Raw genomic sequence first — 25,806 nt, 5'->3', positions numbered from 1 at the left:
CCCTGTTAGACCATTTTAAAACGGCTGTTTTAGGGCGTACTCTAGCCCGGCCATCCACATTGAGTCGTCGAGGACCTGCTGGTCATGAATTGCCGTGAAGGCTGTGGCGCGTGCTGCATCGCCCCCTCCATCAGTTCGCCTTTACCCGGAATGCCACAGGGCAAACCGGCAGGCGTTCGCTGTGTGCACCTATCGGTCGAACTGTTATGTCAGATTTTCGGTCAGCCGGAGCGACCGGCAGTGTGCAGTGATTTCAAGGCGGATCTCGAGGTCTGCGGCACCGACCAGGCCGATGCAATCCGTTTGATCGGCTGGTGGGAGCAGATGACGGCGGCTTGATGGGCTTTACTATCGGAACTTCAACAATAAGGAATACAACAATGGGTTCGCTGAAACGAATGGCTGTGTTGTGCGGTTTTACGGTGTTGTTTGCTGCCACTGCCCAGGCTGAAGATTGGCAAGTCGCCAAGGACGAAGACGGTATCAAAGTGTCCCTGAGCGAGATTGCCGGCTCCAAATACAAGGCGTATCGCGGTGTGACCGTGATCAAGGCGCCGTTGGCAAAAATCGTCGCCCTCCAGGAAGACGTAGCCGGTGCCTGTGCCTGGATCCACGAGTGCAAATCCCAGAAGCTGGTCGACAAGAAAGGCGACGAGAGTTGGACCTACACCCAATTCAAGGCCCCGTTCCCCGTGACGGATCGTGATTCCTACCTGCATATCACCACCACCAAGGCGGCCGACGGCACGCTGACCCGTAAGCTGGAAGGCGTGCCGACTTACAAGCCCGAAGAAAAAGGCTACGTACGTGTCGCCCAGGTCGACGGCTTCTGGAAACTGGTGCCTAAGGGCGACAACCAAACCGAAGTTACCTACCAGGTGCACACCGAGCCAGGCGGCAGCGTGCCCTCGTGGCTGGCCAACAAGTTCGTGGTGGATGCGCCGTTCAACACCTTGAAAGCCTTGAAAGAACACGCTGAAAAGTAAGCGCAACTGATCAGGTGTCTCCTACCTTGGGTGGAACGTTTTCCGAGCCCCCAAGGTCCAGATAGAGGTAAGCCCACACATGGGTTTTATCGAGGAGGCACCGATGCAAAAGTGGCAGATTACCTTCGTTGATGATCACGGCGTGCAGTCCGTCGAGCAGTTCACCTGCGATCAGAAGCCCAGCCTCGAAGATGCGGCACACATGATTCGCAACAAGCTGGTGCCCGTCGCCGCCGAGTTGGACCTCAATGACCTTGAGGGCCGCAAGCCCGAACCTACGGTCAAGATCCTCAAAGACCAGAACAGTATCCAGATCCTCGACATCTCTCCCGCCGCCTGAACATTCCCTGTACACCCTTAAAGCACCTCTGGTGGAGGTGATAGCTTCGCGCTACTCTGCAAGTGAGATCAGCGAATGAATCGCTAGTTCTGGTCTTGTCAGCTACATGCTTGTTTTCCAGCGGTGATGTTGTTGCCGTAGTCCCCACGCCAGTAGGGCGTGGGCTTCGGGAAGCACGGAAAGTCTATCCATCAATTCGAGGAGCACTTTTCATGAGCACAGCCTATCAAGAAGACATCAGCACCAACGTTCTGCGCCGCATGAAAGAGGGCGGCTTCGACTTCTCGCGTTTCCACCCCATCGAGTTCTACGCCATTTTCCCGGATGAGGAACGTGCGCGCAGGGCGGCGGGTGAGTTTCGTGGGGAATCCCTGAATGCCCAGGTCAGTGCGCGCGACGATGGCGCCTGGTACCTGGAGCTGAGCAAAATCATGTCCGCCACCTACGATGGCATTGGAGACTTTGAGCAAGACTTCGGGGCGGTGGTCGAGCCGCTGGGCGGGATCATCGAGGGATGGGGCGTGAAGCAGGAGGTGCGTGGGTTACCCATGTAGCAGCTTGAAGTATGAGAAACGCAGCGTATCGGCTGACCTTTGGGTCGGCCGATTTTGTTTGTGCCGTAGGAAAATTCTCGGAACTTGCGCGCTATTTTTACGCACCAAAAAAAAACCACCCAAGAGGGTGGCTTAAAGGGAAGAGCGGTTCGCTGAAGGCAGTTCAGCAGATGGGGCGATTATCCGTAGCTTGGGCCGGGCAGTGAAATCAACTCTGACTATGCTGTTGATAGTCAAAGCCCGCATTGCGATGAAGCGTCGGGCGGTGCACCGGGCATTCTGCGCACCAGGACGGTGCGGCTGGATTCTGGTTGTAATTCAACTCACTGATTCTTAAGTGTTTATGCCGCTGGCACGGGCCTTGCGATGGTTCTAGCGCCCGGGTGACAAGGAGTTCGGCATGATCCGCACTTATTACGATGAAATGTACGATGGGGCAGGCCAGGTCCGGCCTCATTACCGCGAGTTCGCCCGCTGGTTGGCCGACACCCCAGATGATCTGCTGGCCCAGCGCCGGCGCGAAGCCGATTTGCTGTTTCACCGTGCCGGGATCACCTTCACGCTCTACGGGGACGAGCAAGGCACCGAACGGTTGATTCCCTTCGATACCATCCCGCGCAGCATCCCCGCCAGCGAATGGCGGATTGTCGAGCGCGGCTGTATCCAACGGGTCAAGGCGCTGAACATGTTTCTCGCTGACCTGTATCACGAACAGCGCATCATCAAGGCCGGAATCATTCCCGCCGAACAGGTGCTGGCGAACGAGCAATACCAGTTGGCGATGCAGGGCCTGGACTTGCACCGTGACTTGTACTCCCACATCTCCGGCGTCGACCTCGTACGCGACGGTGACGGCACTTACTACGTGCTGGAGGACAACCTGCGTACACCGAGCGGCGTCAGCTACATGCTCGAAGACCGCAAGATGATGATGCGCCTGTTCCCCGAACTGTTCGCTGCCCAGCGCATCGCGCCTATCGACCATTACCCCAATTTGCTGCTCGACACGCTGAAAAGCTCAAGCCCCCTGGATAACCCCAGCGTGGTCGTGCTGACCCCCGGGCGCTTCAACAGCGCGTTCTTCGAACATGCCTTTCTCGCTCGAGAAATGGGCGTGGAACTGGTGGAAGGCGCCGATCTGTTCGTGCGTGATGACCGCGTCTTCATGCGCACCACCGACGGGCCCAAGGCCGTGGATGTGATCTACCGTCGCCTGGATGACGCGTTCCTCGATCCGTTGGCCTTCAACCCGGACTCCATGCTCGGCGTGCCCGGCCTGCTCGCAGCCTATCGCTCCGGCAATGTGGTGCTGGCCAATGCCATCGGCACCGGCGTGGCGGATGACAAGTCGGTGTACCCCTTCGTCACCGAGATGATCCGTTTTTACCTGGATGAAGAACCTATCCTGAAGAATGTTCCGACCTTCCAGTGCCGTAAGCCCGACGAACTGTCCCACGTGCTGGCCAATCTGCCCGACCTGGTGGTGAAGGAAACCCAGGGTTCGGGCGGCTACGGCATGCTGGTCGGCCCCGCGTCCACAGCGGCGGAAATCGAAGCCTTCCGTGCGCGTATCAAGGCCAAGCCCCACGCCTATATCGCCCAGCCAACCCTGTGTTTATCCACCTGCCCGACCTTTGTCGAAAACGGCATTGCGCCACGTCATATCGACCTGCGCCCGTTCGTGTTGTCCGGCAAGGAAACCCGTGTGGTCCCCGGTGGCCTGACCCGTGTGGCATTGCGCGAAGGCTCGCTGGTGGTCAACTCGTCCCAGGGTGGCGGCACCAAAGACACCTGGGTGGTCGAGGACTGATGCCATGTTGAGTAGAACTGCCTCGGATTTGTACTGGATGTCGCGCTACCTGGAACGTGCGGAAAACCTCGCACGCATGCTCGATGTCAGCTATTCGCTGTCGCTGATGCCGCAGGACGGGCGCGGTGATGGCCTGCATGAACTGGCCATGCCGCTGTTGATCACCGGCACCCTGGAGGATTACCACGAACGCCACGGCGAACTGCACGCCGAGCGCCTGTTGCACTTTTTTGCCCTGGATGCGGCCAACCCGGCCAGCATCTACAGCTGTCTGGGCGCGGCGCGGGCCAGCGCCCATGCGGTGCGTGGGCGAATTACCGCCGACATGTGGGAAAACATCAACGCGACCTGGCTGGATATTCGCGACATCGCCCAGCAGGGCTTGAGCCGCTATGGCATGAGCCGTTTCTGCGAGTGGGTAAAAGAGCGTTCCCATCTGTTTCGCGGCGCCACCTACGGCACCATCATGCGTAACGATGCGTTTCGCTTCATTCGCCTGGGCACCTTTATCGAACGTGCCGACAACACCCTGCGCCTGCTGGACGCCCGCTATGAGATGGCGGGCGACCGCGCCGAAGCCGTCACCGATGGCACGGCCCACGCCTACTATCAATGGAGCGCCTTGTTGCGCGCGTTGTCGTCGTTCGAGGCCTACACCGAGATCTACCGCGATGCCCCCGGTGCCCGGCAAGTGGCGGAATTGTTGCTGCTGCGTGCCGATGTGCCGCGCTCGCTGCGTGCCTGCAGCGAAGAGATCGACCAGATCCTCGCCAGCCTGCCTGGCATCAATGGCCGCCCGGCCCAGCGCCTGGCCGCCGAGATGGACGCGCGCCTGCGCTTCACCGCCATCGATGAAATCCTGGAGGAAGGCCTGCACGCCTGGCTGACCGACTTTATCCCCTTGGTCCGCCAGTTGGGCGACGCCATCTACAGTTCCTACCTGGAGGCGGCATGAGACTCTCCATCAGCCACGAAACTACCTACCACTACGAAGACCAAGTGCGCGCCAGCATCCAGTACCTGCGCCTGACGCCCCACGACAGCGAACGCCAGCACGTACTTAGCTGGCAGCTCGACCTGCCGCGCCCGGTGCGGGCGCAGGTGGACCCATTCGGCAACATCCTGCATGTGCTGACTCTGGACGAACCCCACGATGCCATCATCATCGGCGCCCGTGGTCAGGTGGATATCGACGAGTTACGCGAGGCCGAACATGAGCACCAATCCGCATTCCCGTTTCTGCGTTGCACCCGCCTGACCGAACCCGATGAAGCCTTGCGCAGCTTTGCCGACCAGCAGTGCCATCAACGTCGTGATCGCACCGCGTTGATCGACCTGATGCACGCACTCAACCAGGCGATGGTCTACACGCCTGGCGCCACCGAAGTCGACACCTGCGCCGCCCAGGCCTTCGCTGGCCGCGCAGGCGTTTGCCAGGACCACACGCATGCGTTCCTGGCGTGTGCACGCAGCCTGGGGATTCCGGCGCGGTATGTGTCGGGGTATTTGTACTCGGAGGACAGCACGCACCTGGCCAGCCACGCCTGGGCCGAGGCCTGGCTGGAGGACGCCTGGTACAGCTTTGATGTGACCAACCAACTGGCCCGCCCGGAGCGGCATTTGAAGTTGGCGGTGGGGCTGGATTACCTCGACGCCTGCCCAGTACGCGGCATGCGCCGTGGCGGCGGGCATGAGCAGATGCATGCCAAGGTGTTCGTGGCGCCGACGCCGGTGATTTCCGTCCAGCAGCAATAATTCACCACTGATCAACTGTAGGAGCCGGCTGCGTCAGGCTCAGGGTTGTTGCTTGCGCCCGGCCATATGCTTCAAATACCCCACCAACAAATCCAGCTCACCGTCCGGCAACACACTGGCAGCAAACGCCGGCATCTTCGCCTGCGGCCAATGCCGCAAGCTCTGCGGGTCGCGAATATAGCGCTTGAGGAAATCACCGCCAAAATACTCAGTGGGGTTATACGGAATGTTCAAATCCGGCCCCACCTGCGCATCGCCGGCGCCATTTAGGCGATGGCAAGCCAGGCAGTTTTTCTGGAACAGCACAAAGCCCTGGTTGATCGGGTCATTGGCTGCCAGTTTTGGATCGGGCAACAAAGCCGGAAAGCGCTCCGCGACCGTCTTCAACTGTTTGATCCCGGAGATCTGGAACGGCCACTGCTCCGGGCTGATGCGCCCGGCTTGCGGGTCAGTCCACACCAGGTAGAACGGCCCGGCACTGGGTTTGCCTTCCGCCAGTGCAGGCCATGGCTGGGCAGGATCTTCCACCGCCAGCCAGGCGCGTGCACCGTGGGTCTCCAGCAGCGGCGCAGCCGTGAGTTCGGCGGCGAAACCATCCAACGCAACGGCTTGCAGATGGCTTTCAGGTTTCAGTCCCGTTAGGAGTGCGGCCAAGGGCACTGCGCGATAACTCATGGTGCGTTTGTAGGAAACGTCATCGACGATCTGCACCGTTTGCGCCTGTGGATGCTTGAGCAGGTCAGCGGTCTGCCACGTCTTGCGGGTGTGGTCGAGTTCGATGGTCAATTGTGCTGCCGAAACGGGAAGCGCGATCAGCAAGGCGAGGAGGGCGAAGATCGGTTTCAAGAGGGAGGCCCGGTGGAAAGTGGCAATGACGCTCACGATACCGGAAATCGGCGCGCAAAAAGGCAGCCCCTGCAGGACCGCTATGCGCAATGTCCCGGCAGGTGCTGCCAAAAGCTGCAAACCCGGTGCTGTGAAGGCACGGAATGTGGGCGTTGAGGGATCACCCAATGACCTTGGTCAAATTGGGCAAGATCAGAATCAGTGTGGTGGCGAACAGAATGAGTCCCGCCTGACGTACTTTCGAATGTTTGAACATGGCTGACTGCCTTTTGTTGTTATTCCTGAGCGTCAAATGCGTGCCGGTTTTATTTCAGTATGGCGAGATGACGTGTCGCTTTTCTTACAGCCGCTCCAGCAAAACCCGGCAGCGACTTCCTACTGATTCAACCTTAGAGCCCTCGTTCTTCTTGGCTTAGACTCATTTCATATCAACTAATAAGCAATTCAGCTTAAAAAGGCATGAGGCATATCGCCATCTTGGCGCCAATGCCTTGGCTAGACAGCTAAAACGATTAACCCGGCAATTAACTTAGGACACTACCGTTCGTCCGAGCGAGGGGGTCAAAAGCAATGAGCGCATCCGTCATTGAAACCGTGTCAATCGGGCCTAAGGTAGAGGCACACATGCACAGCGGTTCGAGGACGTCATGACCCAAGCTTTGATCTTTGATGCGATACGCACGCCCCGTGGCAAAGGCAAGGCCGACGGTGCCTTGCACAGCGTCAAGCCGGTGAACCTGGTGGCCGGCCTGCTCACCGCGCTGGCCCGACGCAGCGACCTCGACACCCACCAGGTGGACGACATCGTGCTCGGCTGTGTGACCCCGATCGGCGATCAGGGCGCCGACATCGCCAAGACTGCCGCCCTGGCTGCGGACTGGGACATCAGCGTCGCCGGTGTGCAGATCAACCGCTTTTGCGCGTCGGGCCTGGAAGCCGTCAACCTGGGCGCAATGAAAGTGCGCTCCGGCTTCGAAGACCTGGTGGTGGTTGGTGGCGTCGAGTCCATGTCGCGCGTGCCCATGGGCAGTGACGGCGGCGCCTGGGTGCTCGACCCGCAGACCAATATGCACAGCCACTTCACTCCTCAGGGCATCGGCGCGGACCTGATTGCGACCCTGGAAGGTTTTACCCGTGAAGACGTCGACACTTTCGCCCTACATTCCCAACAGAAAGCGGCTAGGGCGCGTGCGGAAGGTTCCTTCAATAAATCGTTGATCGCGGTGCAGGACCAGAACGGTATTGTGCTGCTGGACCATGACGAATTCATCCGGGGCGATTCGACCCTGGAAGGCCTGGGCAAGCTCAAGCCCAGCTTTGAAATGATGGGGCAGATGGGCTTCGACGCCACCGCGTTGCGGGTCTACAGCCATGTGGAGCGCATCCACCATGTGCACACGCCGGGCAACAGCTCCGGCATCGTCGATGGCGCCGCGTTGATGCTGATCGGCTCCGAGGCCAAGGGCCGCGAACTGGGCCTGCAACCCCGCGCGCGTATCGTCGCCACGGCGGTCACCAGTACCGATCCGACCATTATGCTCACCGGCCCCGCGCCCGCTACGCGCAAGGCTCTGGTCAAGGCCGGGTTGCGCGTCGAAGACATCGACCTGTTCGAGGTCAACGAAGCCTTTGCTTCGGTGGTACTCAAGTTCATCAAGGACATGCGCATCGACGCGGCGCGGGTCAACGTGAATGGTGGCTCCATCGCCATGGGCCACCCACTGGGTGCCACCGGTTGCGCCATCCTCGGCACCTTGCTCGACGAGCTGGAAGTGCGCCAGCAGCGCTACGGCCTGGCCACCCTGTGTGTCGGCGGTGGCATGGGCATCGCCACCATTATCGAACGCCTCTGAGCCCAAGGAATTTGTCATGACCCAAGCTATTCGTTACGAAAAAGGCCAGGACGGCGTCGTGGTGCTGACCCTCGATATGCCCGGCCAGAGCGCCAACACCATGAACGGCGCGTACCGTGAGGCCATGGCGGCTACGGTGGAGCGCCTGGAGGCGGAAAAAGACAGCTTTGCCGGGGTGGTGATTACCTCGGCCAAAAAGACATTTTTTGCCGGCGGCGACCTCAATGAACTGATCGCGGTCGACAAGGCCCATGCCAAGGATTTCTACGACGGCGTGCAAGTACTGAAAGCGCAACTACGCCGGCTGGAAACCCTCGGCAAACCGGTAGTGGCCGCCATCAATGGCGCGGCTTTGGGGGGCGGCTGGGAGATTTGCCTGGCATGCCATTACCGCGTGGCGCTGGACGACAAATCGGTGCAGCTTGGCTTGCCGGAAGTCACTTTGGGCCTGCTGCCGGGCGGCGGCGGGGTGGTGCGCATGGTGCGCATGCTCGGGTTGGAAAAGGCCTTGCCGTATCTGCTCGAAGGCAAGAAGGTCCGGCCGCAACAGGCGCTGCAAGCCGGGCTGGTGCATGAGCTGGCGGCGGATCGCGATGAACTGCTGGCCAAGTCCCGCGCCTGGATCCTGGCCAATCCGGACGCCAAGCAACCGTGGGACAACAAGGCCTACCAGATTCCCGGTGGTACACCATCGAGCCCGAAAGTTGCGCAGATGCTGGCGATTGCGCCTTCGATTTTGCGCAGTAAAACCCAGGGCTGTTTCCCCGCTCCGGAGAAAATCCTCTGCGCCGCCGTCGAAGGCGCCCAAGTGGATTTCGACACCGCACACCTGATCGAAACGCGCTATTTCACCGAGCTGGTGACGGGGCAAGTGGCGAAGAACATGATCGGCACGTTCTGGTTCCAGCTCAATGAGATCAACGCAGGCAGTTCTCGGCCGCAAGGTTTTGCGCCCAACGTTACACGCAAAGTCGGCGTGCTCGGTGCCGGGATGATGGGCGCAGGCATCGCTTACGTCAGCGCCAGCGCGGGAATTGAGGTGGTGCTCAAGGACATCAATCTTGCGGCCGCCGAGAAGGGCAAGGCGCATTCGGCGGCGTTGCTGGACAAGAAAGTCAGCCGTGGGCAACTGACCGCCGAACAGCGGGAAACCACCTTGGCGCGGATTCTTCCTACGGCCAGCGATGACGACCTGGCCGGTTGCGACCTGATCATCGAAGCGGTGTTCGAAGATCGCGCACTCAAGGCCAAGGTCTCAGCCGCCGCGCAACACGTGGTCGGCACCGACGCCGTGATCGCCTCCAACACCTCCACCTTGCCCATCAGTGGGCTGGCCACGGCGGTGCCGGATCAAGCCAAGTTCATCGGCCTGCATTTTTTCAGCCCGGTGGACAAGATGCCTCTGGTGGAAATCATCAAGGGTTCCCACACCAGCGACGAAACCCTGGCCCGTGGTTTCGACTTCGTGCTGCAAATCAAGAAAACCCCGATCGTGGTCAACGACAGCCGTGGCTTCTTCACTTCGCGGGTGTTTGGCACTTTCACCAACGAAGGCATCGCCATGCTTGGCGAAGGCGTTGCAGCGCCGATGATCGAGACCGAAGCGCGCAAAGCCGGCATGCCGGTGGGGCCGCTGGCGGTGTCGGATGAAGTTTCCCTCAGCCTGATGAGTCATATAAGGCAGCAGACGGCCAAGGATCTGCAGGCAGAAGGCAAGGCTGTGCCGACGCATCCGGCAACGGCGGTGATCGATCTGTTGGTCAACGAATACAAGCGCATGGGCAAGGCGGCGGGGGGCGGTTTTTATGAATATCCCAACGGTGGACAGAAATACCTTTGGCCAGAGCTGAAAAGCCGCTTTGAACGGCCCGACCAACGCATCTCGCCACAGGATGTGCGCGACCGCTTGCTGTTTATCCAGGCCATCGAGACCGTACGCTGTGTGGAGGAGGGGGTGTTGATGTCCACGGCGGACGCCAACGTGGGCTCGATCTTTGGCATTGGTTTCGCGGCCTGGAGCGGCGGTGCGTTGCAGTTCATCAACCAGTACGGTTTGAACGACTTCATCGCCCGCGCTCGTTACCTGGCCGAGCAATATGGCGAACGTTTCACGCCACCGGCATTGTTGCTGGAGAAAGCGGCGCAAGGTGACGTGTTCCGGTGAAGCAGGAGGGGCTTGCCTTGAAGGGGTATTTCAAGGCAGGCTCTGGGGTGTGCATTATTCCCATCACCGTGTCAGGTATTTTTTATGTCGCTACGCGTCTGTATCCTGGAAACCGATATCCTGCGTCCAGGCTTGATCGATCAATACCAAGGCTACGGGCAGATGTTCAAGCGCCTGTTCTCCAAGCAACCGATTCCCGCCGAGTTTGTTGTCTATAACGTGGTGAATGGCGAATACCCGTCTGACGATGAAGTGTTCGATGCCTACCTGGTGACCGGCAGCAAGGCCGATTCCTTTGGAACGGACCCTTGGATCCAGACCCTCAAGACCTACCTGCTCGAACGTTATGAGCGCGGCGACAAGCTGCTCGGCATCTGCTTCGGTCACCAACTGCTGGCACTGTTGCTCGGCGGCAAGACTGAACGCGCCGGCCAGGGCTGGGGCATGGGCATCCACGACTATAAGCTGGATGCCAAGACGCCGTGGATGAGCCCGGAAGTGGAAGAGCTGACGCTGTTGATCAGCCACCAGGACCAGGTGACCACGCTGCCGGAGAACGCCACGGTGATTGCATCCAGCGCGTTCTGCCCGTTTGCGGCGTACCACATCGGCGACCAGGTGCTGTGCTTCCAGGGCCACCCGGAATTTATCCACGACTATTCCCGCGAGTTGCTGGAGATCCTTCAGACAACCTTGGGCGAAAAGGTCTACACCAACGGCGTCGCCAGCCTGGAGCGTGACCACCACGGTGCAACCGTGGCGGAATGGATGATGCGTTTTGTGGCACACAAGCCCGAGGCCCGGGTTTAAAGCCAACCCGAACGTTTGAAGCTCGCCCACAAACCCGTGCAGCCTGCCGCAATAAACCCGAGCACCGCAAAATAGCCGTAGTGCCATTGCAGCTCGGGCATGTTCTGGAAGTTCATCCCGTAGATCCCCGCCACCGCGGTGGGGAAGGCGAGTATCGCTGCCCACGCGGCGAACTTGCGCTGGACTACGCTCTGGCGCGAAGCCTCCAGTAACACACCGATCTCGATGGTCTGGCTGGCGATATCGCGCAGGGTAGTGAGGTCTTCCATCTGCCGCGTCACGTGAATCTGCACGTCGCGGAAATACGGGCGCATGTTCTTGTCGATAAACGGAAAGCTGAGTTTCTGCAGCTCCTGGCTGATCTCCACCATCGGCGCTACGTAGCGCTTGAGCCGCAGCACGTCGCGGCGCAGGCCGTGGATCTTCTGGATATCACGCTCGCTCAACGAACTGCACAGCACATTGCGCTCCAGCTCATCGATCTCGGCATGGATCGCTTCGCTCACCGGCTGGTAGTTCTCGGTGACGAAATCCAGCAGCGCATAAAGTACGAAATCTTCCCCATGCTCCAGCAACAGCGGCCGCGCCTCACAGCGCTGGCGCACAAAACCGTAGGACGCCGAGTGACCGTTGCGGGCGGTAATGATGTAGCCGTTGCCGGCAAAGATATGGGTTTCGATGAACTCCAGCTTGCCGTTCTCGCGCACCGGTGAGTAAGTGACGATAAACAGTGCGTCGCCGAAGGTTTCCAGTTTGGGGCGGCTGTGTTTTTCCAGGGCGTCTTCAATGGCCAATTCATGCAGGTTGAACTGGCGTTGCAGGTTGGCCAGCTCTTGGGCATCGGGTTCTTCCAGGCCGATCCACACAAAGTGGTCGGGTTTGGCGGCCCAGGCCGCGCCTTCATCGAGGGTGATATCCGTGACTTTCTTACCGGCGCTGTAGACGGCGGCCGCAACAACTCTACCCATGGTGCTGATCGCTTCTTATTGGGAGGACAGGTGTTGGGCAGCTTAGCCTGAATGGCGTTCCGTCGTAGCGGCAAGCTTTTTTGTGGTGAGCGAGCTTGCTCGCGCTGGGTGCGAAGCGTCCCCAGAATGTTCAGACAGCTCGCAACTCGCGGTCCATCTGCGCGATGCATTCATCCATCTGCACATGACACGCCTGCATCAACGCCGGGATGTCATCCGAAGTCAGGCCAGTCGTAGGAATCGGCGGCAACGACCGTATGAGCACATCCCCACTGTTCCAGCGATTGAGCTGCATGTGTGTCACGTAATTACTGACACACACCTGCACGATCGGCACACCGGCCGCAATCGCCATATGGAACGCGCCTTTCTTGAACGGCAGCAAGCCCTTGCCCAGGTTGCGCGTGCCCTCCGGAAACACCCAGATCGACGTGTCTTCATGCTGCAAAGTGTGAGTCGTGGTGAGCATCGCGCGGCGAGCCTTGTGCGCATTGCTTCGGTCGATCAGCACATTGCCCGCCAGCCAGAACAACTGACCGAACAGCGGCACCCACTTCAGGCTTTTCTTGGCGATGCACACGGTGCGGTAGGGCACCACGTTGCCGAACACAAACAGGTCATAATTGGACTGGTGGTTGGCGATGATCACGCAGGTACCAGGCTTGTTGCGCAGCGAGTCCACATCGGCTTTCACGTTCAGGTGCAGAATCCACATGGCCGGTAGCGCATAGAGACGAGCACATAGGCGACTGTTGTCCGGATTGAACGGTCGACACACACCGACGAGCACGCCCAGCACACCGGCGAGCATAAAGTGCAGGCCCATCAACAACATACGCAGCAGAAAAAGCATCGACACGGCCCATCGGGAAAAAAGGTGGCGCAGTGTACGGTTGTGCACTGTATTCGGCAATTACCCCAGTACAGCTCGGAGATAGGCGATGTTTAAGAGCATGTTTCAACATCTACCGACATGGGCACGCTAGAGCGGCTGTAGAAGAATCAGAATTCTTTGTAAGAAAAAGCCCGACTCAAGGTCGGGCTCTGGCGTATCAGGTGTAGGGCTTAACTCAGGATATGCCCTTGGTCCTGGATGATGGCGTCGTCCAACGCTTCCAGCAGCGCCTTACGCACCTTCAATTTAGTGTGCTTGTGAGCGTTCATATTGAGCTTCTTCAACTGACGCGCCGCTTCCAGCGCTGCGGCGTGCAACTCTTCCGGTGCCACCACCTTGTCGAGGAAACCGGCTTGTAACGCGCCCTGCGGGTCAAACATCTCGGCATTGATCACCGAACGATGGAAGGCCGACTTCCGCAAACGATCCCGCGCCAGCTCGATACCGGCGTAGTGCATGGTCATGCCGATTGCCACCTCGTTCAGGCCAATGCTGAACGGGCCTTCCACCCCAATCCGATAATCCGCCGACAACAGTAGAAACGCACCCTTGGCCACCGCATGCCCAGGGCACGCCACAATCACCGGGAACGGGTGCGACAACAGACGACGCGCCAAGGTCGAACCGGACGTCACCAGGCCGATCGCCTCTTTAGGACCGGCGGTCATCACCTTCAAATCATAACCACCCGACAGAATCCCCGGCGTGCCGGTGATCACCACCACCGCCCGGTCCTTCTCCGCCTGATCCAGCGCTTCATTAAAGGCACTGACCACCGCCGGAGAAATGGCATTGACCTTGCCGTTGCTCAAGGTCAGGGTCGCGATACCGTCTTCGAGGTGGTAGGCAATCAACTCACTCATGACGCGGTTCCTTGTAGGAATTGTTATAGAAGGCTTTTAAATAGCAGTGCATGCGCAGACGTTACCCACCACGCCTGCCCCGGTAAAGCGCTGTGACTGACTGCCCAGTCAGACTTTTCCCGCACACAGGCGTTTGGAAAGCCTAGGGCAGGGCGCAATCGCCGCCCCAGACGCATCCTGCCGATGCCTGAGAATGGCACAATCACCGCCCCTTGCCGGGAGCGGATCGGCATAACCGGCTAACCGCATGAAAATTCTGAAAAAAACCTTTGCCATCAGAAAGGCTTTCGACTACATTAGCGCGCCTCGACAGACTGAACTGGTTTGACGAGATACGGTGAAGTGTCCGAGTGGCTTAAGGAGCACGCCTGGAAAGTGTGTATACAAGAAATTGTATCGAGAGTTCGAATCTCTCCTTCACCGCCAAATTCTGAAAACGCAAACCCCTGATTTTCCTAGAGAAAGTCGGGGGTTTGTGGTTTTTGGTATCTGAAAAATGGCCATATGGGACTGATATGGGACTGGGGAGTGTTTTTTGCCCTCTGCGTTTGCAATGCATTGCACCGTGAAGACAGCACTTCACGGTACCCGGCATGTCCCCTGATTCAGTAGGTAGGCTCGCTCACCGTAGGCGAGATGAGGGCATGAGCGGAGGATCAACCTGCTTGGCGAAGAACTGTGAAAGCATCAGCGATTGCTTTCTCCGCCTCTTGAATCTGTTTGAGTACCGCCATCAGGTGCGCATCGATTTCTTCTTCTGAGGATGAATCAGAAATATCGCCCAGCAAATTGCTGAAATTTCTCAAATGGTTAACTTGAAAGTAGGCGTTGGCGAGTGTCTTGCTGAGAGACTCGGAAAAGAAGTCTGCTTTGTCTAGAAACTGTGATGGCAAATCAACAGAGATTAATGAAGCTTTTGACGCGAGAGCTTTACGCGCCTCTTGAGTCTCACGGACATCAATCAAAAAAGATTGGTCCCCGTTTGCTGGCACCACATGAGCTCTAAATTTAGTTATCTCGCCTTGAGTGGTTGCGATATGAGAAATCATGACTTGAGCTAAAAGCTTTGCGCTTGCTGCACGTTCTCGTTTTCTTTGAACCTTGTCAAAAAACCAGATTGCAAGTGCTAGGCACGCAGCGACGGCAGTCCAGTCGATTTTTGATCCTTCGCATAACCACATTCCATTTTTCCTTCGATTGGTGGTCGCAACGCATCTTCGTTGCGACGTTCGCATTCAAGCATGCATATCTAACTGATGCCAATTTGCCAGCCTGGCAACTACTGTGCTAACAAGAGCGGATTATTCAGTCACAAGGAGAGTCGTAATGAGTACCGGCAACGCTGGCGTCCAGTATTTAATCAGTGTCGCTAAATCGGCAAGCAATGGGAGCAACGGACACTTGCAGGCATTGAGAGCGCTGGGAGAGGCCGGTGGTGATGCCGCTCAGGAGTACCTTATTAGCGTGGCGAAATCTGCCAGCAACGGGTCAGCAGTCCACGTGACCGCTATTGAGGCGCTAGGTCGGGCAAGTCGCTAATACCTACGACGCTCGCAATGTAAAAAAGCCCACGTATGTGGGCTTTTTCATTTATGGACGAAAATCATTGCTCTGTGGATTGGGGGCCGAGTTCAATGGCTTGGTTTGCATAAACCGAGAATTCGCTAGAGTTTCAGTGCCAATTGCAACATTCCGACGACATCCGGCCCGTCCTCATTGATCCACGTCCCATAATGCTGACGGATCATGTTCCCGTTAGTATGTCCCATCTGTTCGGCGATCCAGTCGATTGACGCTATCCCTGTGGTCAGCAGTTGACTGGCGTACGTGTGCCGGCACTGACCAGGTCCACGATATCGAACCCCCGCCGCGAGCAAGTGAGCCCTGAAAAATCTGTCCCGCACCACGAAGTCGCTGACGTGCGGCAAACCACTTTTCGTATTCAAGAAGACAAAGTGCAACTTGTGCTGCCGTATCGTCTTGTTGTCCCGTTCGACAATATCAACGGTTTCCGCTTTCCTCTTCCTATTCAGTGCGTCGATCTTCTGCAGTGCATCCCAAGCGGGGGCGAGTAGGCGGACCTTGCGCGTCGATCGTCGGGTTTTCGTCACCCGGTAAGCCCCGCGTACCTTGGATCGACGGAACGTAACCGTGCCTTGCTCCAGATCGATATCCTCCCAAGCCAAGGCGATGGTTTCGGATACCCGGGGGCCAGCCCATATCATGAACTGAATCATCAACAGCTCTTGCGTACGGTTAGTGTGGGTTTCCAGGATCTGTTTGATTTCGGCCCTGGTGAACGGGTCGGGTGCCTCGGGATCTGGTAGCCGTACCATCAAACCCTCGGTCGGGTCGTGCGCCACTTTCATCCTAGTGCGATACAGCCTAAACACCTGGCGCACGTTGCTGATGATGTCGCGGATGGTCTTGTTTTTGAGCGTTTTCGACAGGCTTCCTTGTATCCATTCCTGCAGGTCCAGGTGGTCGATGTTGTTGATCTGTATTTTTCCCCAGCGCGGTCTTACGTGGACCTCCGCCTTGTTGGCGTAGCCTCGATAGCTCGACGCGGCAACGCTGTTGGCTTTGATCTTCAACCACAAGTCCAGGTAGTGACCGAACGTGTTTTCCACCAGCTTGACCGAGTTGGGGAAGTGGCGTGCGTAATCGAACGTGCCGGTCTGGATTTCGTATTCAATGATGTCGGCCAGGCGCCGTGCCTGGGCCACGATTGCGGGCGTGTTGCCACCTGGGATTGTTTCCCTGCATTTCTCCCCGTTGTATTGAAAATAGATTCTCACGGACTTCCCGCGAGCTTCGACCCCACTCATGTAAACCCCTAACGCTGTGCTTGTGTATCGACAGTCTGACGATCGGAAACAAAAAGGCCCGTTTCCGGGCCAAGTATCTGGTAGCGCATCTTCTGGTGGACGCGGCTTACCCTTTGGGCTTGTGGTTGCGTAGATGTGCGTTCTGCAGCTGGCGCCGCTGGCTGCACTTGTCATGGTTACCTTGGGCGCGCCATCTACCGCACTGATCGCAAAGACTGGTGTAGTCAATGTTCCAGGGGAAGCGCCGCGCAGGTGTTGCTGCAGGACTGTCAGACATTGCGTGATACGCCCCGGGTTGCCGGGTTGGCGAGCAGCTGGGCGACGACGGCGGCATCCGTTTCGCTCAGTTCGCCCAGGGTGCTGGCCATCTGGCTGAGGCTTTCGAGGCGGGTTCGTGATTCAGGGGTTTTGTGTACCAGGTAACCAATGACGGCCGCGCCGATGATCGCGGTGGCCACCAGGTGCCTTGCCGGTGTGGTAGCCTTCGCGCCGCTGTTGCTTAGGTTCTGTGCTTGCATGGTATAGCCCTCTGTTGCGGTTAGGTGTCGGGGAGCTGCAACTCCTCGGCACTGTTTCTTTTAAGGTCAGTCCTTACGGGCTAGGTGGATCACCAGGCCGTCAAAATCCGGCTCATGCTCAACGCATGATTGCCACTCCAACACCCTCAAAATCTGTTGCCTGCTGCAGTCGTCCACCAGGATCTCGCGCTGGCCACCGGCTGCCCGGACTTCCAGGATCTCCAACAAGCCATCTTCCCCATATGCACCGGCCTGGATGATCGGCGCGCTCTCGCCAGTGAACTCCAGGCGGTCTTGCACGGACTGCAGCTTGCTTGTTTTGCCGTCGCCGGCATTGCCCATAAACACTTGGATCTGCATCGGTCTTGCTCTCCTTTACGCCTTGAATGTCCAGCACTTCACTGTGGTCGGCCGGGGTTGGGAACACGGGTTGCGGCCGTTGAACGCAGCACGTACGGCGCTGTGTACGGCCTTGTTGCTATCCAGGAACTTGCGTGAACGGGACTCTTTGAGCAGGTCGCGCAACGTGGCCACGTCGGCCAGCTTCTGTTTGTGTTCGGCGGCTCGTTCGCAAAACTCGTTGAGGTTGATAGCGATCACGCTGGGGTCGCTGCTGTGGTCGACCACTGGGTCTTCGCTCAAGGATTCGAGGTAGTCGTAAACCTCCCAAAACTCGGCTACGGCCGCATGGTCGGAGCTGATCGAGGCCTGGCGCTCGATGGCCATCCGCACGATCTGGCGCTGCGTAGCAGCGACCTGGGGGTCGCTCAATTTCAGTACCAGGCGAATGCCATCCAGCAGCGAGAGCATTTGCGCGTGGTTTTTGCTGATGCGCTCCACGCGGATGTAGCCGCGCAGGTCATAGCCGCAGCTGGTGCAATTGCCCTGGTCACTGACATAGGCCGTGCTGCAGGCGAAACAATGGGTGTGCAAACGGCGCAGCTTCGATTCGTGTTCGGGCATACGCTGGGCGAACAGCTCAAGCACCGCGGACTCCTTGCCCACGGCCCTTAACAGGAAGTGGCTCAGGGTGCCGCCGTCCAGGGCGTTGAGTTGATCCGCTGCAGCACGGCTTTCAGGTGTGACGATCGGGCGCACGAAGTGCAGCTTCACAATCCGCGTCATGATTGCTTCGTGAGCGACCACAGCCGCGTTCTGGCTGATGGCGATCGTTCCTCGGAATGGCGGCTCGTACGTCTCGTTGCCGGCCGTCTTGACGCCTTTCGTGGCCAGGGTGCCCCCGCCGTAGAAGTCTTTCAGCTCATCCCATTCAAAGGTCCTAGCGTGCGCTCGATCGTCGCCGTGGCGATCGGCTTCCAGGAATACAACTGGCATGCCAGAGACCTGGCCCATTAGTCGAGAGCGGCCGGCCTTGGTAGATTTCATTGGGTCAAATCCTTCATAGCCTTCCCGGCCGAGCAGTTTCCAAAGGAGGTTCAGCAGGGTGGTTTTGCCGGCGCCGGCTTCACCGGTGGCTTCTAGGAAGGGGAAAGACTGGTAGCGGGCGCGGATCTGTTCGCAGTACAGCGAACCAAAGAAGAACACCAAGGCGACAAAGCCCTGGGCGCCGAAGCAGGTCCACAACAACTGCACCCACTTTTCGTTGAAGTCCTTGGCTTCACGCTGCAGCTTGATCGGGACACCTTTCTGCAGAGTTTTCAGGCGTAGCTTGCCGAATTCGAAATAGTCTTCACTGTTGACCTTGTAGGTGGTGCCGTCCTTGATCGCGATATCGCCGTAGACGTAGCAGGCGTATTCCTTGCTGTAGCCCACGTAGTCGATGGTCGAAACCGTTTTGATGCCGAACAGCTGATCTTTCATGAGCTTGTCGAGTTGCTGGCCACTGCCGGTAAACATTGCCCCAGCCGCCATGCCGAGCAGCCGCTTTTTGAACTCGCTTGCGGCCGACAGCTGGCCGCTGGTGAAAGTGTTTTTCACGCTTTCGGAGTCGTGGGGGAAGTCCACGCGCATGTAGTACCAGGACTCGTCTGTCACCTCATTACGTTGGAAATACAGCGCCTGGGGGTAGCAGTTGGCAATCTCCACGACGCTGCCGGACTGCTGCAGCGCTTTTTCGCGTTGTTGCGCCTGGTTGAGCAGTTGGTCGTCGTGGTTCTCGCTGTCCTCGATGTCGGACATGGCGCGGTTGAATTTCTCCATGTCCAATTTGAACCAGTACAGGCGGCTCCCAAAGCCCAGGTGAAATTCCCCGCGCTTGTTCCAGTCGTACATGAGCAATGCCTTTTCCGCTGCGCTCTCGGCCAGCAGCAGGGCGCCCTGGTGGCGGGCTTGCTTGAGGTCGGTCGCGATCTGGTCGGCGCGTTTGGTGTCGTCCTGGATGAAGCTCCAGCGTTGGTGAAGATCGTTCCAGTCGGACTTGCGACCGTCGCGCTGCGGGATCTGTGCTGACTCGCAGACGAAGCCCAGGGCACGGGCTTCGCGCACCCAGCGACGGGTGTAGGCGTTTGCGCTCGGTTCGTTGTCCAGAGCCCAAACCAGTTTGGGAAGCTTCCCGCCTTCCCGGGTTTTAACCAGTTCCTTGAGGGAGTCGCCGGGGAACGCGTTGGATGACATTGCAGACACGGCCGCGATGTCGTTATGCACCAGGGCGATGGCGTCAAAGATCCCTTCGACAATCCAGATTTCCTTGGCTTCCAGCAGGTCGACGCAGGGCGGGCACCACCAGACGCCGCGATAGCTGTCCTTGGATTTGAAGCGGGCTTTCATCTTGCCGAAGCGGTGCGGCTGATCGATCAGGCGTTCCCACCAGCCGCCTTTCTCCAGGGCGAACCGCACAGTGGCGCTGCCTGCGTTGTGTTCAACGGAATAGAACGTTTCTTGGGTAAACCACCCCTGGATCAGCTCAAAGCGAAAGCCTCGGGCGTACTCCAGGTAAGCGCGTGCTGTAGCGTTGGGATGTTGGTCTGTCGCCGGCGCACGTTTGCTCCAGTCTTCAAACAGATCGTCGTACAGTTCTTTCACGTGCAGGGTGTGGCCACACTTTTCAGGGCGGCCACAGATCACCATCCATGGCGTGTCAAAACGGGAGTACAGCTCTTTCTTTTTGCACTTCGGGCACGTGCCGCCGCGCATGTAGTCGGTGCCCGTGCGGTGCTTGAGCCCGAAGTCGGACTGGAGGCGTTGCAACACGTCTTGGCGAAGATCTTCTTTCATGGGGTTACTTCACTGCTTTGAGGCTGTGGGACAGGGCTGCCATAAGGCGTTTTTGTGCAGCCATGACCGGGATGTGGGCGAGGATTGCGCCATGGCGTAGACCGTCCGCAACAAAGCGGAATTGGTCGTCGTACCAATGTTCATTGAGGCTCAAGCGATACTGTTCACGCAGCGCGGCCAGCAACGCTTCGGCCTCGGCCGGGGGCAGTTGAGTGGTGACAATTACGGCGTTTACCATCGTTAAACCTCGATTTCGGGCGCAGCTCACCCAAACCCACGGGACGTGGGGCCGGCGTTTGGTTGGGTTGGGAGTTACGAGTGCGCGGAGCGCAGACGCACGTTGTCCGGGGTGTTCAAGACGCGCTGATAGATCAGGCTGACAGGCACGGACCAGCAATGGCCCTTCACAGGATCGCGGATCACCACGACGGTGTCGGTGCTGTGGTCCAAGATGAGGCGCTGGCGGAAAGCGATTTCCATCAGTTCGATGTGGGCAAGAGACGTCAGTTTGGTTGCCATCGGTTCTGCCACGTTGAAGCTGGCCACCAGGTGGGTGATGGTGCGGTTGAGAAGCGCTGATAGATCGCCCAGGTGTTCAGCGTGATGACGCTCAAGGAAAGCCAGCGCGGCGTTCTGGATGCAGTCCTGATAGTCCAGGTTATTGGTTTGAGCGTTCATTTCGCGTTCCCCGCTTTGGCACGATAAAGATCGATGGCGGCATAGACTTCGGCGGTCCGGGCGGCCATGTGCAAGATATGGGCGTTCAGGATTAGCTCGGCTTCACTCTCAGTGATTACGCCGTCATCAAGGGCCTGGGCAATGATCTGGTCGACCGTGCCCTGCTTGGCTGAGGTCTGCATGGCCCGTGCGTACATCTCTACGTTGTCCAGGTTCTCCGGGTGGACCACTGGCACGAACATGCCGCCATACATTGATGCTACGTAGTTGGCCAAGTGCTGGGTGCCTGTCACTTGTTCCAACTGGAAGATTTGCACGTCCGTCAGCGGGCGGCAGTTGTTGTTTTCGTAGGCGTGATTGTCAAACTTCTTGAGCGATAGGCCGATCTGATCGGCGGCGCGTTCGCGGCCGCCCTCAAAGGTGCAAATAATTGCACTGACGACTTCCCGGCGCGTTCTTAGAACCTGACTTTTCATCTTCTGCTGTTCCCTCAGAGACCTGGCCATTACTGTGCAATCACGCCGTCTTTGATCCCCAGTAGGACGGCTGCGCGATGTGCCTCCCCACGGCGACACTGGCTTTGGCCATTCAGCACCGCGTAGACGGTGCTGGGGTTGAGGTTGTGCATAGCAGCAAAATTTTTCGCTGTCTGACCACGCTTCTCTAATGACGCACGCGCCTGCTGGCGGGCTTGCTCGGTGATGGTTGAGTTGGGCATAGTGCAATTCCTTGCGTTTTCGTGTGATGACGAGCGCAGGATGTGGCAAAAACCTGCCAATGTAAATATGCGGATGGAAAAATATTGACACTCTCCGAAGAGATTGGCGCAAGGCTGCGCCAACAACGCGCCCAGGCTGGGCTGACGCAAGATCAACTTGCGGAACATCTTGGTGTCTCGAAACGAACTCAAGGAAATTACGAGTCTGGGGCTAGCGATCCTCCGGCGTCCTATCTGAGCATTGCAGGCGAAACCCTGGGTTTTGACGTGCTTTACATCGTGAGCGGAACTCGTACCACGTTGAAAACTGATGCGTTGTCCGAGGCTGAGGACAGCATTGTTCAGCAATACCGCAGCATCCCGGCGGATGATCAGCGAGCCATTCGACGCTTCGTAAAAGCAATGGCCGACGACGCTGTCAAAGGATCGAATTGAACAAGGTGTTTCTGCCATCACACTGGCTCGCCCCCATATCACTGCGACAGCAATGGAATTTATGGAGTGGTAAGCATGTTGGATCGCACAAACGCCGATGCCGGTTACGTTGAAATAGCTGCATCTGCGCGGTATGAGCTTTCGCACATTGAGCGCCGCCTGATTGGCTTCTATCGCCAGTTGAGCCAGCGTGACCAGGAGCAATTGCGTAGGCTGACCGAAGCGCTGATAAGCAACCCGGATCAGTCCGACGACGATTGATTCCTGAGCCGCCGGCATGTCGTTGTCGGCGGTTTGCGTCATGCAACCGCCTGCGATCCAAGTTTTTCAAAAAGCTCCCGCTGTTGCGCCCTGGGCATGTCTCTAAGCCGATCAATCAGCAGCCTGTCGAACGTTTGTGCGGACGGGCTTAGCGTGTGGGAAAACGTGAGATTTGCTACCCAACTGTGCCCACATTTTGCGTCGAGGCACTGGCAGTACAGTTTCGCGAAGTCGGCAGATAGCACCTCACGTGATGCAATACGGCCCTTGTGCCCACACTTACAAGTCACTCTCATGGTTCCCTCCCCAGGGTGCAGCTAATTGCCACTATGTTCGCATGTGATGCAGGATATTTCTCTATCTTTGAAACATTAGGTAGCGGTTTCACCTGAGGTATCGAGCTTTCTCCAGTCGATACACCTGTCGCGTCGAAGGGTGTCGTTCAACTGATTGAATAGCTGACAGATCGGTCTGATCTCGTTGCTGGTGTACACACGATCGATCTTCTCGATATCCCCAAACCCGCCGCTGTTTTCCGGGATGATCCCCGCCAGGGCCGGGTTCATCCGCCATGCCGCGATCACGTCGTTGCGCGTGATGTTCTTCACCTTCTCCAGCTCGTCCTTGGCCTGGAAGTCCCCCACGGGGATGATCTGAATCGCGTTCTCCTTGCCGTTGGGGATGTTGACGAACATCGAACGAAAGTTGCCCACGCCCTTGCTGGCGCTGATCTGTGCGCGCAGGTTGTCTTCGTCTTCCTCGGTCAGGTCCGGGTCGTTGGTGTAGAAGATGTAGCCCGCGTGCGCGCCGTTGCTGTAGTAGCGCCGGCGGAACAGGGTTGCCGCTTCGTTGAGCAATAGCGCCTGCAGGCCGCCCAGGTAGTCAGGCACGCCGTAGATGTTCTGTTCCACGTCGTAGTCCAGGACGTGTTCGATTTCGTCCTGGTCGAAGTCCATGTACTTGCTGTCGGGCAGTAGCATCCGGAAACCGCCGTCGACCTTCACGCGCATGTTGATGGCCGGCAGGTGTTGCATCTCCAGCACTTCGCCAAAGGCGTTGGTGTCGCGATAGAAATACGCTTCGCCAAAAACCATGTAGTCGAGGCTGGCCCGGCCCATGGTCTGCGTGCTGCAGCCCTCGGAGGGGATGAACTCACGCAGCAGCAGGTTGCGCTTGAACTTGGGAATGGCGCCGTGGTGCGCGTTGGCGCGCAGCAGTTTGGCCAGGCCCGCCCGCGACACTGGCGGTTTGTAGATCTCTCCGTCGTCGCTGAGAAACACCCCCAGGTACTCGCCGATGTTGCCGGACAGCACTTGTTCGGGCTCCCCGAAGGTGAACGCCCGCATGGGCTGCGGCTGTCGCGCTGGTTGGCTGGTTTGGGGCTTTTTGTGTCGTGGCTTGGGCATCGGTTCCGCTCGTTACGTAGCGGCTACGGCGCCGCTTGTTGGTGTTGAGGGGTTCATTGAACAGGGCGTGCATGATCGACCAGGCGATATCGGCGTGACCGGTGGCGTCGGTGCGCGAAGCGCTGTAGGTGACTTGGCCGCTGGTGGTGGTGCCGCGCTTGATGGTCAGGAACGCCTGGGCGATGTCGGTCCAGCCGGCGTCCCACTCGATGCGGCTGCCCTGGATCGTGTCCTGGGCCTTGAGGACCAGCAGGTTCTTGGTCTCAAGGCTGTAATGGATCGGCGTGGCTTTGGGGTAGAAGTCGCGCACCAGGTCGAACACGCCGTAGCCCACACCGGTGATGTCGATGCCGATGTGTTGCACGTTGAAGCGCTCGGTAAGCTTTTTGACCTGGGCGGCCTGGTAGTTGAACGAATGCCCCCGCCAGCTGTGCTTTTCCAGGATGCGGAATTTCGCCCCGGGTTCCAGCGGCGGGGCGACCACCACGCAGGTGGCGTCGTCGCGGGTGCGGCTTGGGTCGTAGCCCAGCCAGACAGGACTGTTGCCGAACGGCCGATCCAGTTCCGGGTCGTAGTCTTCCCACAGCGACAAGTCGGAGTAGCAGCGTTCCAGATCCTTGAGGCCGAACGCGCTTTGGCTGCTGTCGATGAATTTGCAGTAGAACAGCTGCTGGAATTTGTCTTCGTCGTATTCCAGCTGCAACTGCTCCAGGTCGAACAGATTGCAGCCGCCATCGATCGCGTCCTGGATGGTGATGGTCTTGCGCCATTGGCCATCGGGGCACAGTGCGCCCTGCGTGTAAGACGCCTCGGTGGGCCAGGTGCCGCCGGCTTTCTTGCCGCGTTTGCTGTTGCGGAACTCTTCCCCCGACCAGAACGGGTACGCCTGGTGCGACACTGCGCTGGGCGTCGAGAAGTAGGTTTTACGCCACTTCTTGTGGGTGCCCATGGCGCTGGCCACGGTGCTGAGTTTTTCGAAGTCGCGGATCCAGAAATACTCATCCACGTACACATGGCCATGGTAGCCCTGGGCGGTGCTGCTGTTGGTCGACAGGAAGCGCAGTTCGGCGCCGTTGCTGAGCGTGATCGGGTTGCCGGTCAGCTCGATGTCAAACCACTGTTTGGCAAACTGGATGATGTAGCTGCGGAAGATCTCCGATTGTGAGCGGCTGGCCGACAGGAACACCTGGTTGTCGCCAGTCAGCACCGCATCCATGAACGCTTCGCCGGCGAAGTAGTAGGTCAGACCCACCTGGCGGCTTTTGAGGATGTTGCGGATCCGGCTTGTCAGCGGGTTTTGTTTGGCCGCGAACAACTCCTGCTGATAGCGGTACATCTTGCTGATGAACTTATCCAGGAAGTCGACTTCGGTCAGCCCGCTGATGTCGTTCTTGGCCTTCTTTTCCTTTTTCTTGCCGCCACCCTCGCCACGACCAGGACGTTCGCCACGCGCGCCCTGGCGACGTTCCTGTGGCTCGCTGGCAGATTCCCCAGCCGATGCCGGCGCCGGTTTGGCCGCTTGTTTCAGCAGCCGTTCGCGAACGACGGTCAGCCTGTCCAGCTCGTTCAGATCGTCTTTCGACAGGCTGCCGACCTTGTCCAGGAGCAGGGTAATTCGTCGGCCGACGGCGGTCAGCGGTTCTTCGTCCGACAGCATGTCTTCCCACCCGCCCTGGCGGATCCAGTAGTAGACGATCCGGATGTTGGGCAGATTGAGCTGCGCCTGAATTTCCTTGGCTTTACAGCGGCGCAGGAACAGGCGTTTGGCGGCTTCTTTAACTTCGGTCGAGTAGTACATGGACCGCAGTCTATGCGGCGAAAACGCTGGAAACGCGGGGTTAAATTCCGTGATCCACCTATATCGCGAATATAGGAGAAACGCGCATTTGAACCGTTTGTTTGGGGCTTGGCGGCTCCCTATCGTGGCGGCTCATTCAGTGATTG

The 25,806-nt window shown here is 58.4% G+C and carries 26 protein-coding genes and 1 tRNA gene; 11 read left to right on the top strand and 16 right to left on the bottom strand.

Annotated elements, in window-relative coordinates:
- Positions 1–84 precede the first annotated feature (84 nt).
- The 7 genes from RB216_RS22120 (at position 85) to RB216_RS22090 (ending at position 5,445) form a co-directional block, all read left to right on the top strand.
- Positions 85–339 carry a YkgJ family cysteine cluster protein gene (locus RB216_RS22120; RefSeq protein ID WP_016979374.1) on the top strand — a complete coding sequence of 85 codons (255 nt, stop codon included), beginning with the start codon at positions 85–87 and terminating at the stop codon, positions 337–339.
- A gap of 41 nt (positions 340–380) precedes the next feature.
- A complete protein-coding gene (locus tag RB216_RS22115; protein WP_028617550.1) occupies positions 381–986 on the top strand; it encodes an START domain-containing protein in 606 nt (201 codons plus the stop codon).
- Between the two features lie 103 nt (positions 987–1,089).
- Positions 1,090–1,326 (top strand): hypothetical protein, encoded by a 237-nt coding sequence (locus RB216_RS22110; RefSeq protein WP_015885396.1) that lies wholly within the window; start codon positions 1,090–1,092, stop codon positions 1,324–1,326.
- Between the two features lie 212 nt (positions 1,327–1,538).
- On the top strand, positions 1,539–1,880 hold the full coding sequence (locus RB216_RS22105; protein ID WP_010208429.1) for a ribonuclease E inhibitor RraB: 342 nt from the start codon (positions 1,539–1,541) through the stop codon (positions 1,878–1,880).
- A gap of 400 nt (positions 1,881–2,280) precedes the next feature.
- Complete coding sequence (locus tag RB216_RS22100; RefSeq protein WP_028617549.1) at positions 2,281–3,690, top strand: circularly permuted type 2 ATP-grasp protein; 1,410 nt, start codon at positions 2,281–2,283, stop codon at positions 3,688–3,690.
- A gap of 4 nt (positions 3,691–3,694) precedes the next feature.
- Entirely contained in the window at positions 3,695–4,645 is a 951-nt protein-coding gene (locus RB216_RS22095; RefSeq protein ID WP_071493927.1) for an alpha-E domain-containing protein, read from the top strand.
- The gene (locus RB216_RS22090) at positions 4,642–5,445 is read left to right on the top strand and encodes a transglutaminase family protein (RefSeq protein ID WP_028617548.1); all 804 of its coding nucleotides are present in this window, start codon (positions 4,642–4,644) and stop codon (positions 5,443–5,445) included. The genes RB216_RS22095 and RB216_RS22090 overlap by 4 nt, the downstream gene beginning before the upstream one ends.
- 39 nt (positions 5,446–5,484) lie before the next feature.
- Here RB216_RS22090 and RB216_RS22085 read toward each other — a convergent pair whose 3' ends face one another.
- Entirely contained in the window at positions 5,485–6,291 is an 807-nt protein-coding gene (locus tag RB216_RS22085) for a c-type cytochrome (protein ID WP_028617547.1), read from the bottom strand.
- 647 nt (positions 6,292–6,938) lie between these two features.
- Here RB216_RS22085 and RB216_RS22080 point away from each other — a divergent pair.
- The 3 genes from RB216_RS22080 to RB216_RS22070 all read left to right on the top strand — a co-directional run bounded on the left by RB216_RS22080 (position 6,939) and on the right by RB216_RS22070 (position 11,118).
- Positions 6,939–8,144 (top strand): acetyl-CoA C-acetyltransferase, encoded by a 1,206-nt coding sequence (locus tag RB216_RS22080; RefSeq protein WP_028617546.1) that lies wholly within the window; start codon positions 6,939–6,941, stop codon positions 8,142–8,144.
- A gap of 16 nt (positions 8,145–8,160) precedes the next feature.
- Complete coding sequence (locus RB216_RS22075; RefSeq protein ID WP_308907898.1) at positions 8,161–10,308, top strand: 3-hydroxyacyl-CoA dehydrogenase NAD-binding domain-containing protein; 2,148 nt, start codon at positions 8,161–8,163, stop codon at positions 10,306–10,308.
- An 84-nt stretch (positions 10,309–10,392) separates the two neighbouring features.
- Positions 10,393–11,118 (top strand): amidotransferase, encoded by a 726-nt coding sequence (locus RB216_RS22070; protein WP_308907897.1) that lies wholly within the window; start codon positions 10,393–10,395, stop codon positions 11,116–11,118.
- Here the strand turns inward: RB216_RS22070 and RB216_RS22065 are convergent.
- The 3 genes from RB216_RS22065 to RB216_RS22055 all read right to left on the bottom strand — a co-directional run bounded on the left by RB216_RS22065 (position 11,115) and on the right by RB216_RS22055 (position 13,844).
- The gene (locus tag RB216_RS22065; RefSeq protein ID WP_028617543.1) at positions 11,115–12,086 is read right to left on the bottom strand and encodes a magnesium and cobalt transport protein CorA; all 972 of its coding nucleotides are present in this window, start codon (positions 12,084–12,086) and stop codon (positions 11,115–11,117) included. The genes RB216_RS22070 and RB216_RS22065 overlap by 4 nt on opposite strands.
- Before the next feature lie 130 nt (positions 12,087–12,216).
- Positions 12,217–12,939: a 1-acylglycerol-3-phosphate O-acyltransferase gene (locus RB216_RS22060; protein ID WP_068935394.1), complete on the bottom strand. Its 723-nt coding sequence runs from the start codon at positions 12,937–12,939 to the stop codon at positions 12,217–12,219.
- A 212-nt stretch (positions 12,940–13,151) separates the two neighbouring features.
- Positions 13,152–13,844 (bottom strand): crotonase/enoyl-CoA hydratase family protein, encoded by a 693-nt coding sequence (locus tag RB216_RS22055; protein ID WP_122687245.1) that lies wholly within the window; start codon positions 13,842–13,844, stop codon positions 13,152–13,154.
- 336 nt (positions 13,845–14,180) lie between these two features.
- On the opposite strand from RB216_RS22055, the gene RB216_RS22050 reads away from it, so the two are divergent.
- Positions 14,181–14,270, top strand: a tRNA-Ser gene (locus tag RB216_RS22050).
- Between the two features lie 230 nt (positions 14,271–14,500).
- Here the strand turns inward: RB216_RS22050 and RB216_RS22045 are convergent.
- The 12 genes from RB216_RS22045 to RB216_RS21980 all read right to left on the bottom strand — a co-directional run bounded on the left by RB216_RS22045 (position 14,501) and on the right by RB216_RS21980 (position 25,660).
- Complete coding sequence (locus tag RB216_RS22045; RefSeq protein ID WP_308907896.1) at positions 14,501–15,025, bottom strand: hypothetical protein; 525 nt, start codon at positions 15,023–15,025, stop codon at positions 14,501–14,503.
- A gap of 483 nt (positions 15,026–15,508) precedes the next feature.
- A complete protein-coding gene (locus tag RB216_RS22040) occupies positions 15,509–16,672 on the bottom strand; it encodes a tyrosine-type recombinase/integrase (RefSeq protein WP_308907895.1) in 1,164 nt (387 codons plus the stop codon).
- A gap of 269 nt (positions 16,673–16,941) precedes the next feature.
- Entirely contained in the window at positions 16,942–17,190 is a 249-nt protein-coding gene (locus RB216_RS22035) for a hypothetical protein (protein WP_308907894.1), read from the bottom strand.
- A 66-nt stretch (positions 17,191–17,256) separates the two neighbouring features.
- Positions 17,257–17,550 carry a hypothetical protein gene (locus RB216_RS22030; RefSeq protein ID WP_069078051.1) on the bottom strand — a complete coding sequence of 98 codons (294 nt, stop codon included), beginning with the start codon at positions 17,548–17,550 and terminating at the stop codon, positions 17,257–17,259.
- 15 nt (positions 17,551–17,565) lie between these two features.
- Complete coding sequence (locus RB216_RS22025; protein WP_308907893.1) at positions 17,566–20,364, bottom strand: toprim domain-containing protein; 2,799 nt, start codon at positions 20,362–20,364, stop codon at positions 17,566–17,568.
- Between the two features lie 4 nt (positions 20,365–20,368).
- Positions 20,369–20,602 (bottom strand): hypothetical protein, encoded by a 234-nt coding sequence (locus RB216_RS22020; protein ID WP_071483127.1) that lies wholly within the window; start codon positions 20,600–20,602, stop codon positions 20,369–20,371.
- 74 nt (positions 20,603–20,676) lie between these two features.
- Positions 20,677–21,042, bottom strand: coding sequence for a hypothetical protein (locus RB216_RS22015; protein ID WP_308907892.1), 366 nt, complete (start codon positions 21,040–21,042; stop codon positions 20,677–20,679).
- Entirely contained in the window at positions 21,039–21,518 is a 480-nt protein-coding gene (locus RB216_RS22010; protein WP_305729410.1) for a YmfL family putative regulatory protein, read from the bottom strand. Before RB216_RS22010 ends, RB216_RS22015 begins: the two co-directional genes overlap by 4 nt.
- 29 nt (positions 21,519–21,547) lie before the next feature.
- Positions 21,548–21,760, bottom strand: a complete 213-nt coding sequence (locus RB216_RS22005) for a DNA-binding protein (protein WP_177060981.1) — start codon at positions 21,758–21,760, stop codon at positions 21,548–21,550.
- Positions 21,761–22,494: 734 nt separating this feature from the next.
- Positions 22,495–22,752: an Ogr/Delta-like zinc finger protein gene (locus tag RB216_RS21990; protein WP_083221499.1), complete on the bottom strand. Its 258-nt coding sequence runs from the start codon at positions 22,750–22,752 to the stop codon at positions 22,495–22,497.
- Positions 22,753–22,827: 75 nt separating this feature from the next.
- Positions 22,828–23,697: a phage portal protein gene (locus RB216_RS21985; RefSeq protein ID WP_308908897.1), complete on the bottom strand. Its 870-nt coding sequence runs from the start codon at positions 23,695–23,697 to the stop codon at positions 22,828–22,830.
- A complete protein-coding gene (locus RB216_RS21980; RefSeq protein ID WP_308907890.1) occupies positions 23,609–25,660 on the bottom strand; it encodes a terminase large subunit domain-containing protein in 2,052 nt (683 codons plus the stop codon). Before RB216_RS21980 ends, RB216_RS21985 begins: the two co-directional genes overlap by 89 nt.
- Between the last annotated feature and the right edge of the window lie 146 nt (positions 25,661–25,806).

Source organism: Pseudomonas canadensis, assembly GCF_030980095.1.
GTDB classification, from domain to species: Bacteria; Pseudomonadota; Gammaproteobacteria; order Pseudomonadales; family Pseudomonadaceae; genus Aquipseudomonas; species Aquipseudomonas canadensis.
The sequence above is the reverse complement of the archived record's forward strand: the minus strand, read 5'-3'. Positions and strand labels throughout refer to the sequence as shown.

What these genes read in the sequence shown, in the direction of transcription:
- RB216_RS22090 (WP_028617548.1), top strand. Translation starts at nt 4,642, where the DNA reads ATGAGACTCTCCATCAGCCACGAAACTACCTACCACTACGAAGACCAA.
- RB216_RS22055 (WP_122687245.1), bottom strand. Translation starts at nt 13,844, where the DNA reads ATGAGTGAGTTGATTGCCTACCACCTCGAAGACGGTATCGCGACCCTG.
- RB216_RS22010 (WP_305729410.1), bottom strand. Translation starts at nt 21,518, where the DNA reads ATGAAAAGTCAGGTTCTAAGAACGCGCCGGGAAGTCGTCAGTGCAATT.
- RB216_RS22060 (WP_068935394.1), bottom strand. Translation starts at nt 12,939, where the DNA reads ATGCTTTTTCTGCTGCGTATGTTGTTGATGGGCCTGCACTTTATGCTC.
- RB216_RS22080 (WP_028617546.1), top strand. Translation starts at nt 6,939, where the DNA reads ATGACCCAAGCTTTGATCTTTGATGCGATACGCACGCCCCGTGGCAAA.
- RB216_RS22025 (WP_308907893.1), bottom strand. Translation starts at nt 20,364, where the DNA reads ATGAAAGAAGATCTTCGCCAAGACGTGTTGCAACGCCTCCAGTCCGAC.
- RB216_RS22070 (WP_308907897.1), top strand. Translation starts at nt 10,393, where the DNA reads ATGTCGCTACGCGTCTGTATCCTGGAAACCGATATCCTGCGTCCAGGC.
- RB216_RS22035 (WP_308907894.1), bottom strand. Translation starts at nt 17,190, where the DNA reads ATGCAAGCACAGAACCTAAGCAACAGCGGCGCGAAGGCTACCACACCG.
- RB216_RS22095 (WP_071493927.1), top strand. Translation starts at nt 3,695, where the DNA reads ATGTTGAGTAGAACTGCCTCGGATTTGTACTGGATGTCGCGCTACCTG.
- RB216_RS22065 (WP_028617543.1), bottom strand. Translation starts at nt 12,086, where the DNA reads ATGGGTAGAGTTGTTGCGGCCGCCGTCTACAGCGCCGGTAAGAAAGTC.
- RB216_RS22075 (WP_308907898.1), top strand. Translation starts at nt 8,161, where the DNA reads ATGACCCAAGCTATTCGTTACGAAAAAGGCCAGGACGGCGTCGTGGTG.
- RB216_RS22110 (WP_015885396.1), top strand. Translation starts at nt 1,090, where the DNA reads ATGCAAAAGTGGCAGATTACCTTCGTTGATGATCACGGCGTGCAGTCC.
- RB216_RS22015 (WP_308907892.1), bottom strand. Translation starts at nt 21,042, where the DNA reads ATGAACGCTCAAACCAATAACCTGGACTATCAGGACTGCATCCAGAAC.
- RB216_RS22100 (WP_028617549.1), top strand. Translation starts at nt 2,281, where the DNA reads ATGATCCGCACTTATTACGATGAAATGTACGATGGGGCAGGCCAGGTC.
- RB216_RS22045 (WP_308907896.1), bottom strand. Translation starts at nt 15,025, where the DNA reads ATGTGGTTATGCGAAGGATCAAAAATCGACTGGACTGCCGTCGCTGCG.
- RB216_RS22030 (WP_069078051.1), bottom strand. Translation starts at nt 17,550, where the DNA reads ATGCAGATCCAAGTGTTTATGGGCAATGCCGGCGACGGCAAAACAAGC.
- RB216_RS22105 (WP_010208429.1), top strand. Translation starts at nt 1,539, where the DNA reads ATGAGCACAGCCTATCAAGAAGACATCAGCACCAACGTTCTGCGCCGC.
- RB216_RS21980 (WP_308907890.1), bottom strand. Translation starts at nt 25,660, where the DNA reads ATGTACTACTCGACCGAAGTTAAAGAAGCCGCCAAACGCCTGTTCCTG.
- RB216_RS22005 (WP_177060981.1), bottom strand. Translation starts at nt 21,760, where the DNA reads ATGCCCAACTCAACCATCACCGAGCAAGCCCGCCAGCAGGCGCGTGCG.
- RB216_RS22115 (WP_028617550.1), top strand. Translation starts at nt 381, where the DNA reads ATGGGTTCGCTGAAACGAATGGCTGTGTTGTGCGGTTTTACGGTGTTG.
- RB216_RS22120 (WP_016979374.1), top strand. Translation starts at nt 85, where the DNA reads ATGAATTGCCGTGAAGGCTGTGGCGCGTGCTGCATCGCCCCCTCCATC.
- RB216_RS22040 (WP_308907895.1), bottom strand. Translation starts at nt 16,672, where the DNA reads ATGAGTGGGGTCGAAGCTCGCGGGAAGTCCGTGAGAATCTATTTTCAA.
- RB216_RS21990 (WP_083221499.1), bottom strand. Translation starts at nt 22,752, where the DNA reads ATGAGAGTGACTTGTAAGTGTGGGCACAAGGGCCGTATTGCATCACGT.
- RB216_RS22020 (WP_071483127.1), bottom strand. Translation starts at nt 20,602, where the DNA reads ATGGTAAACGCCGTAATTGTCACCACTCAACTGCCCCCGGCCGAGGCC.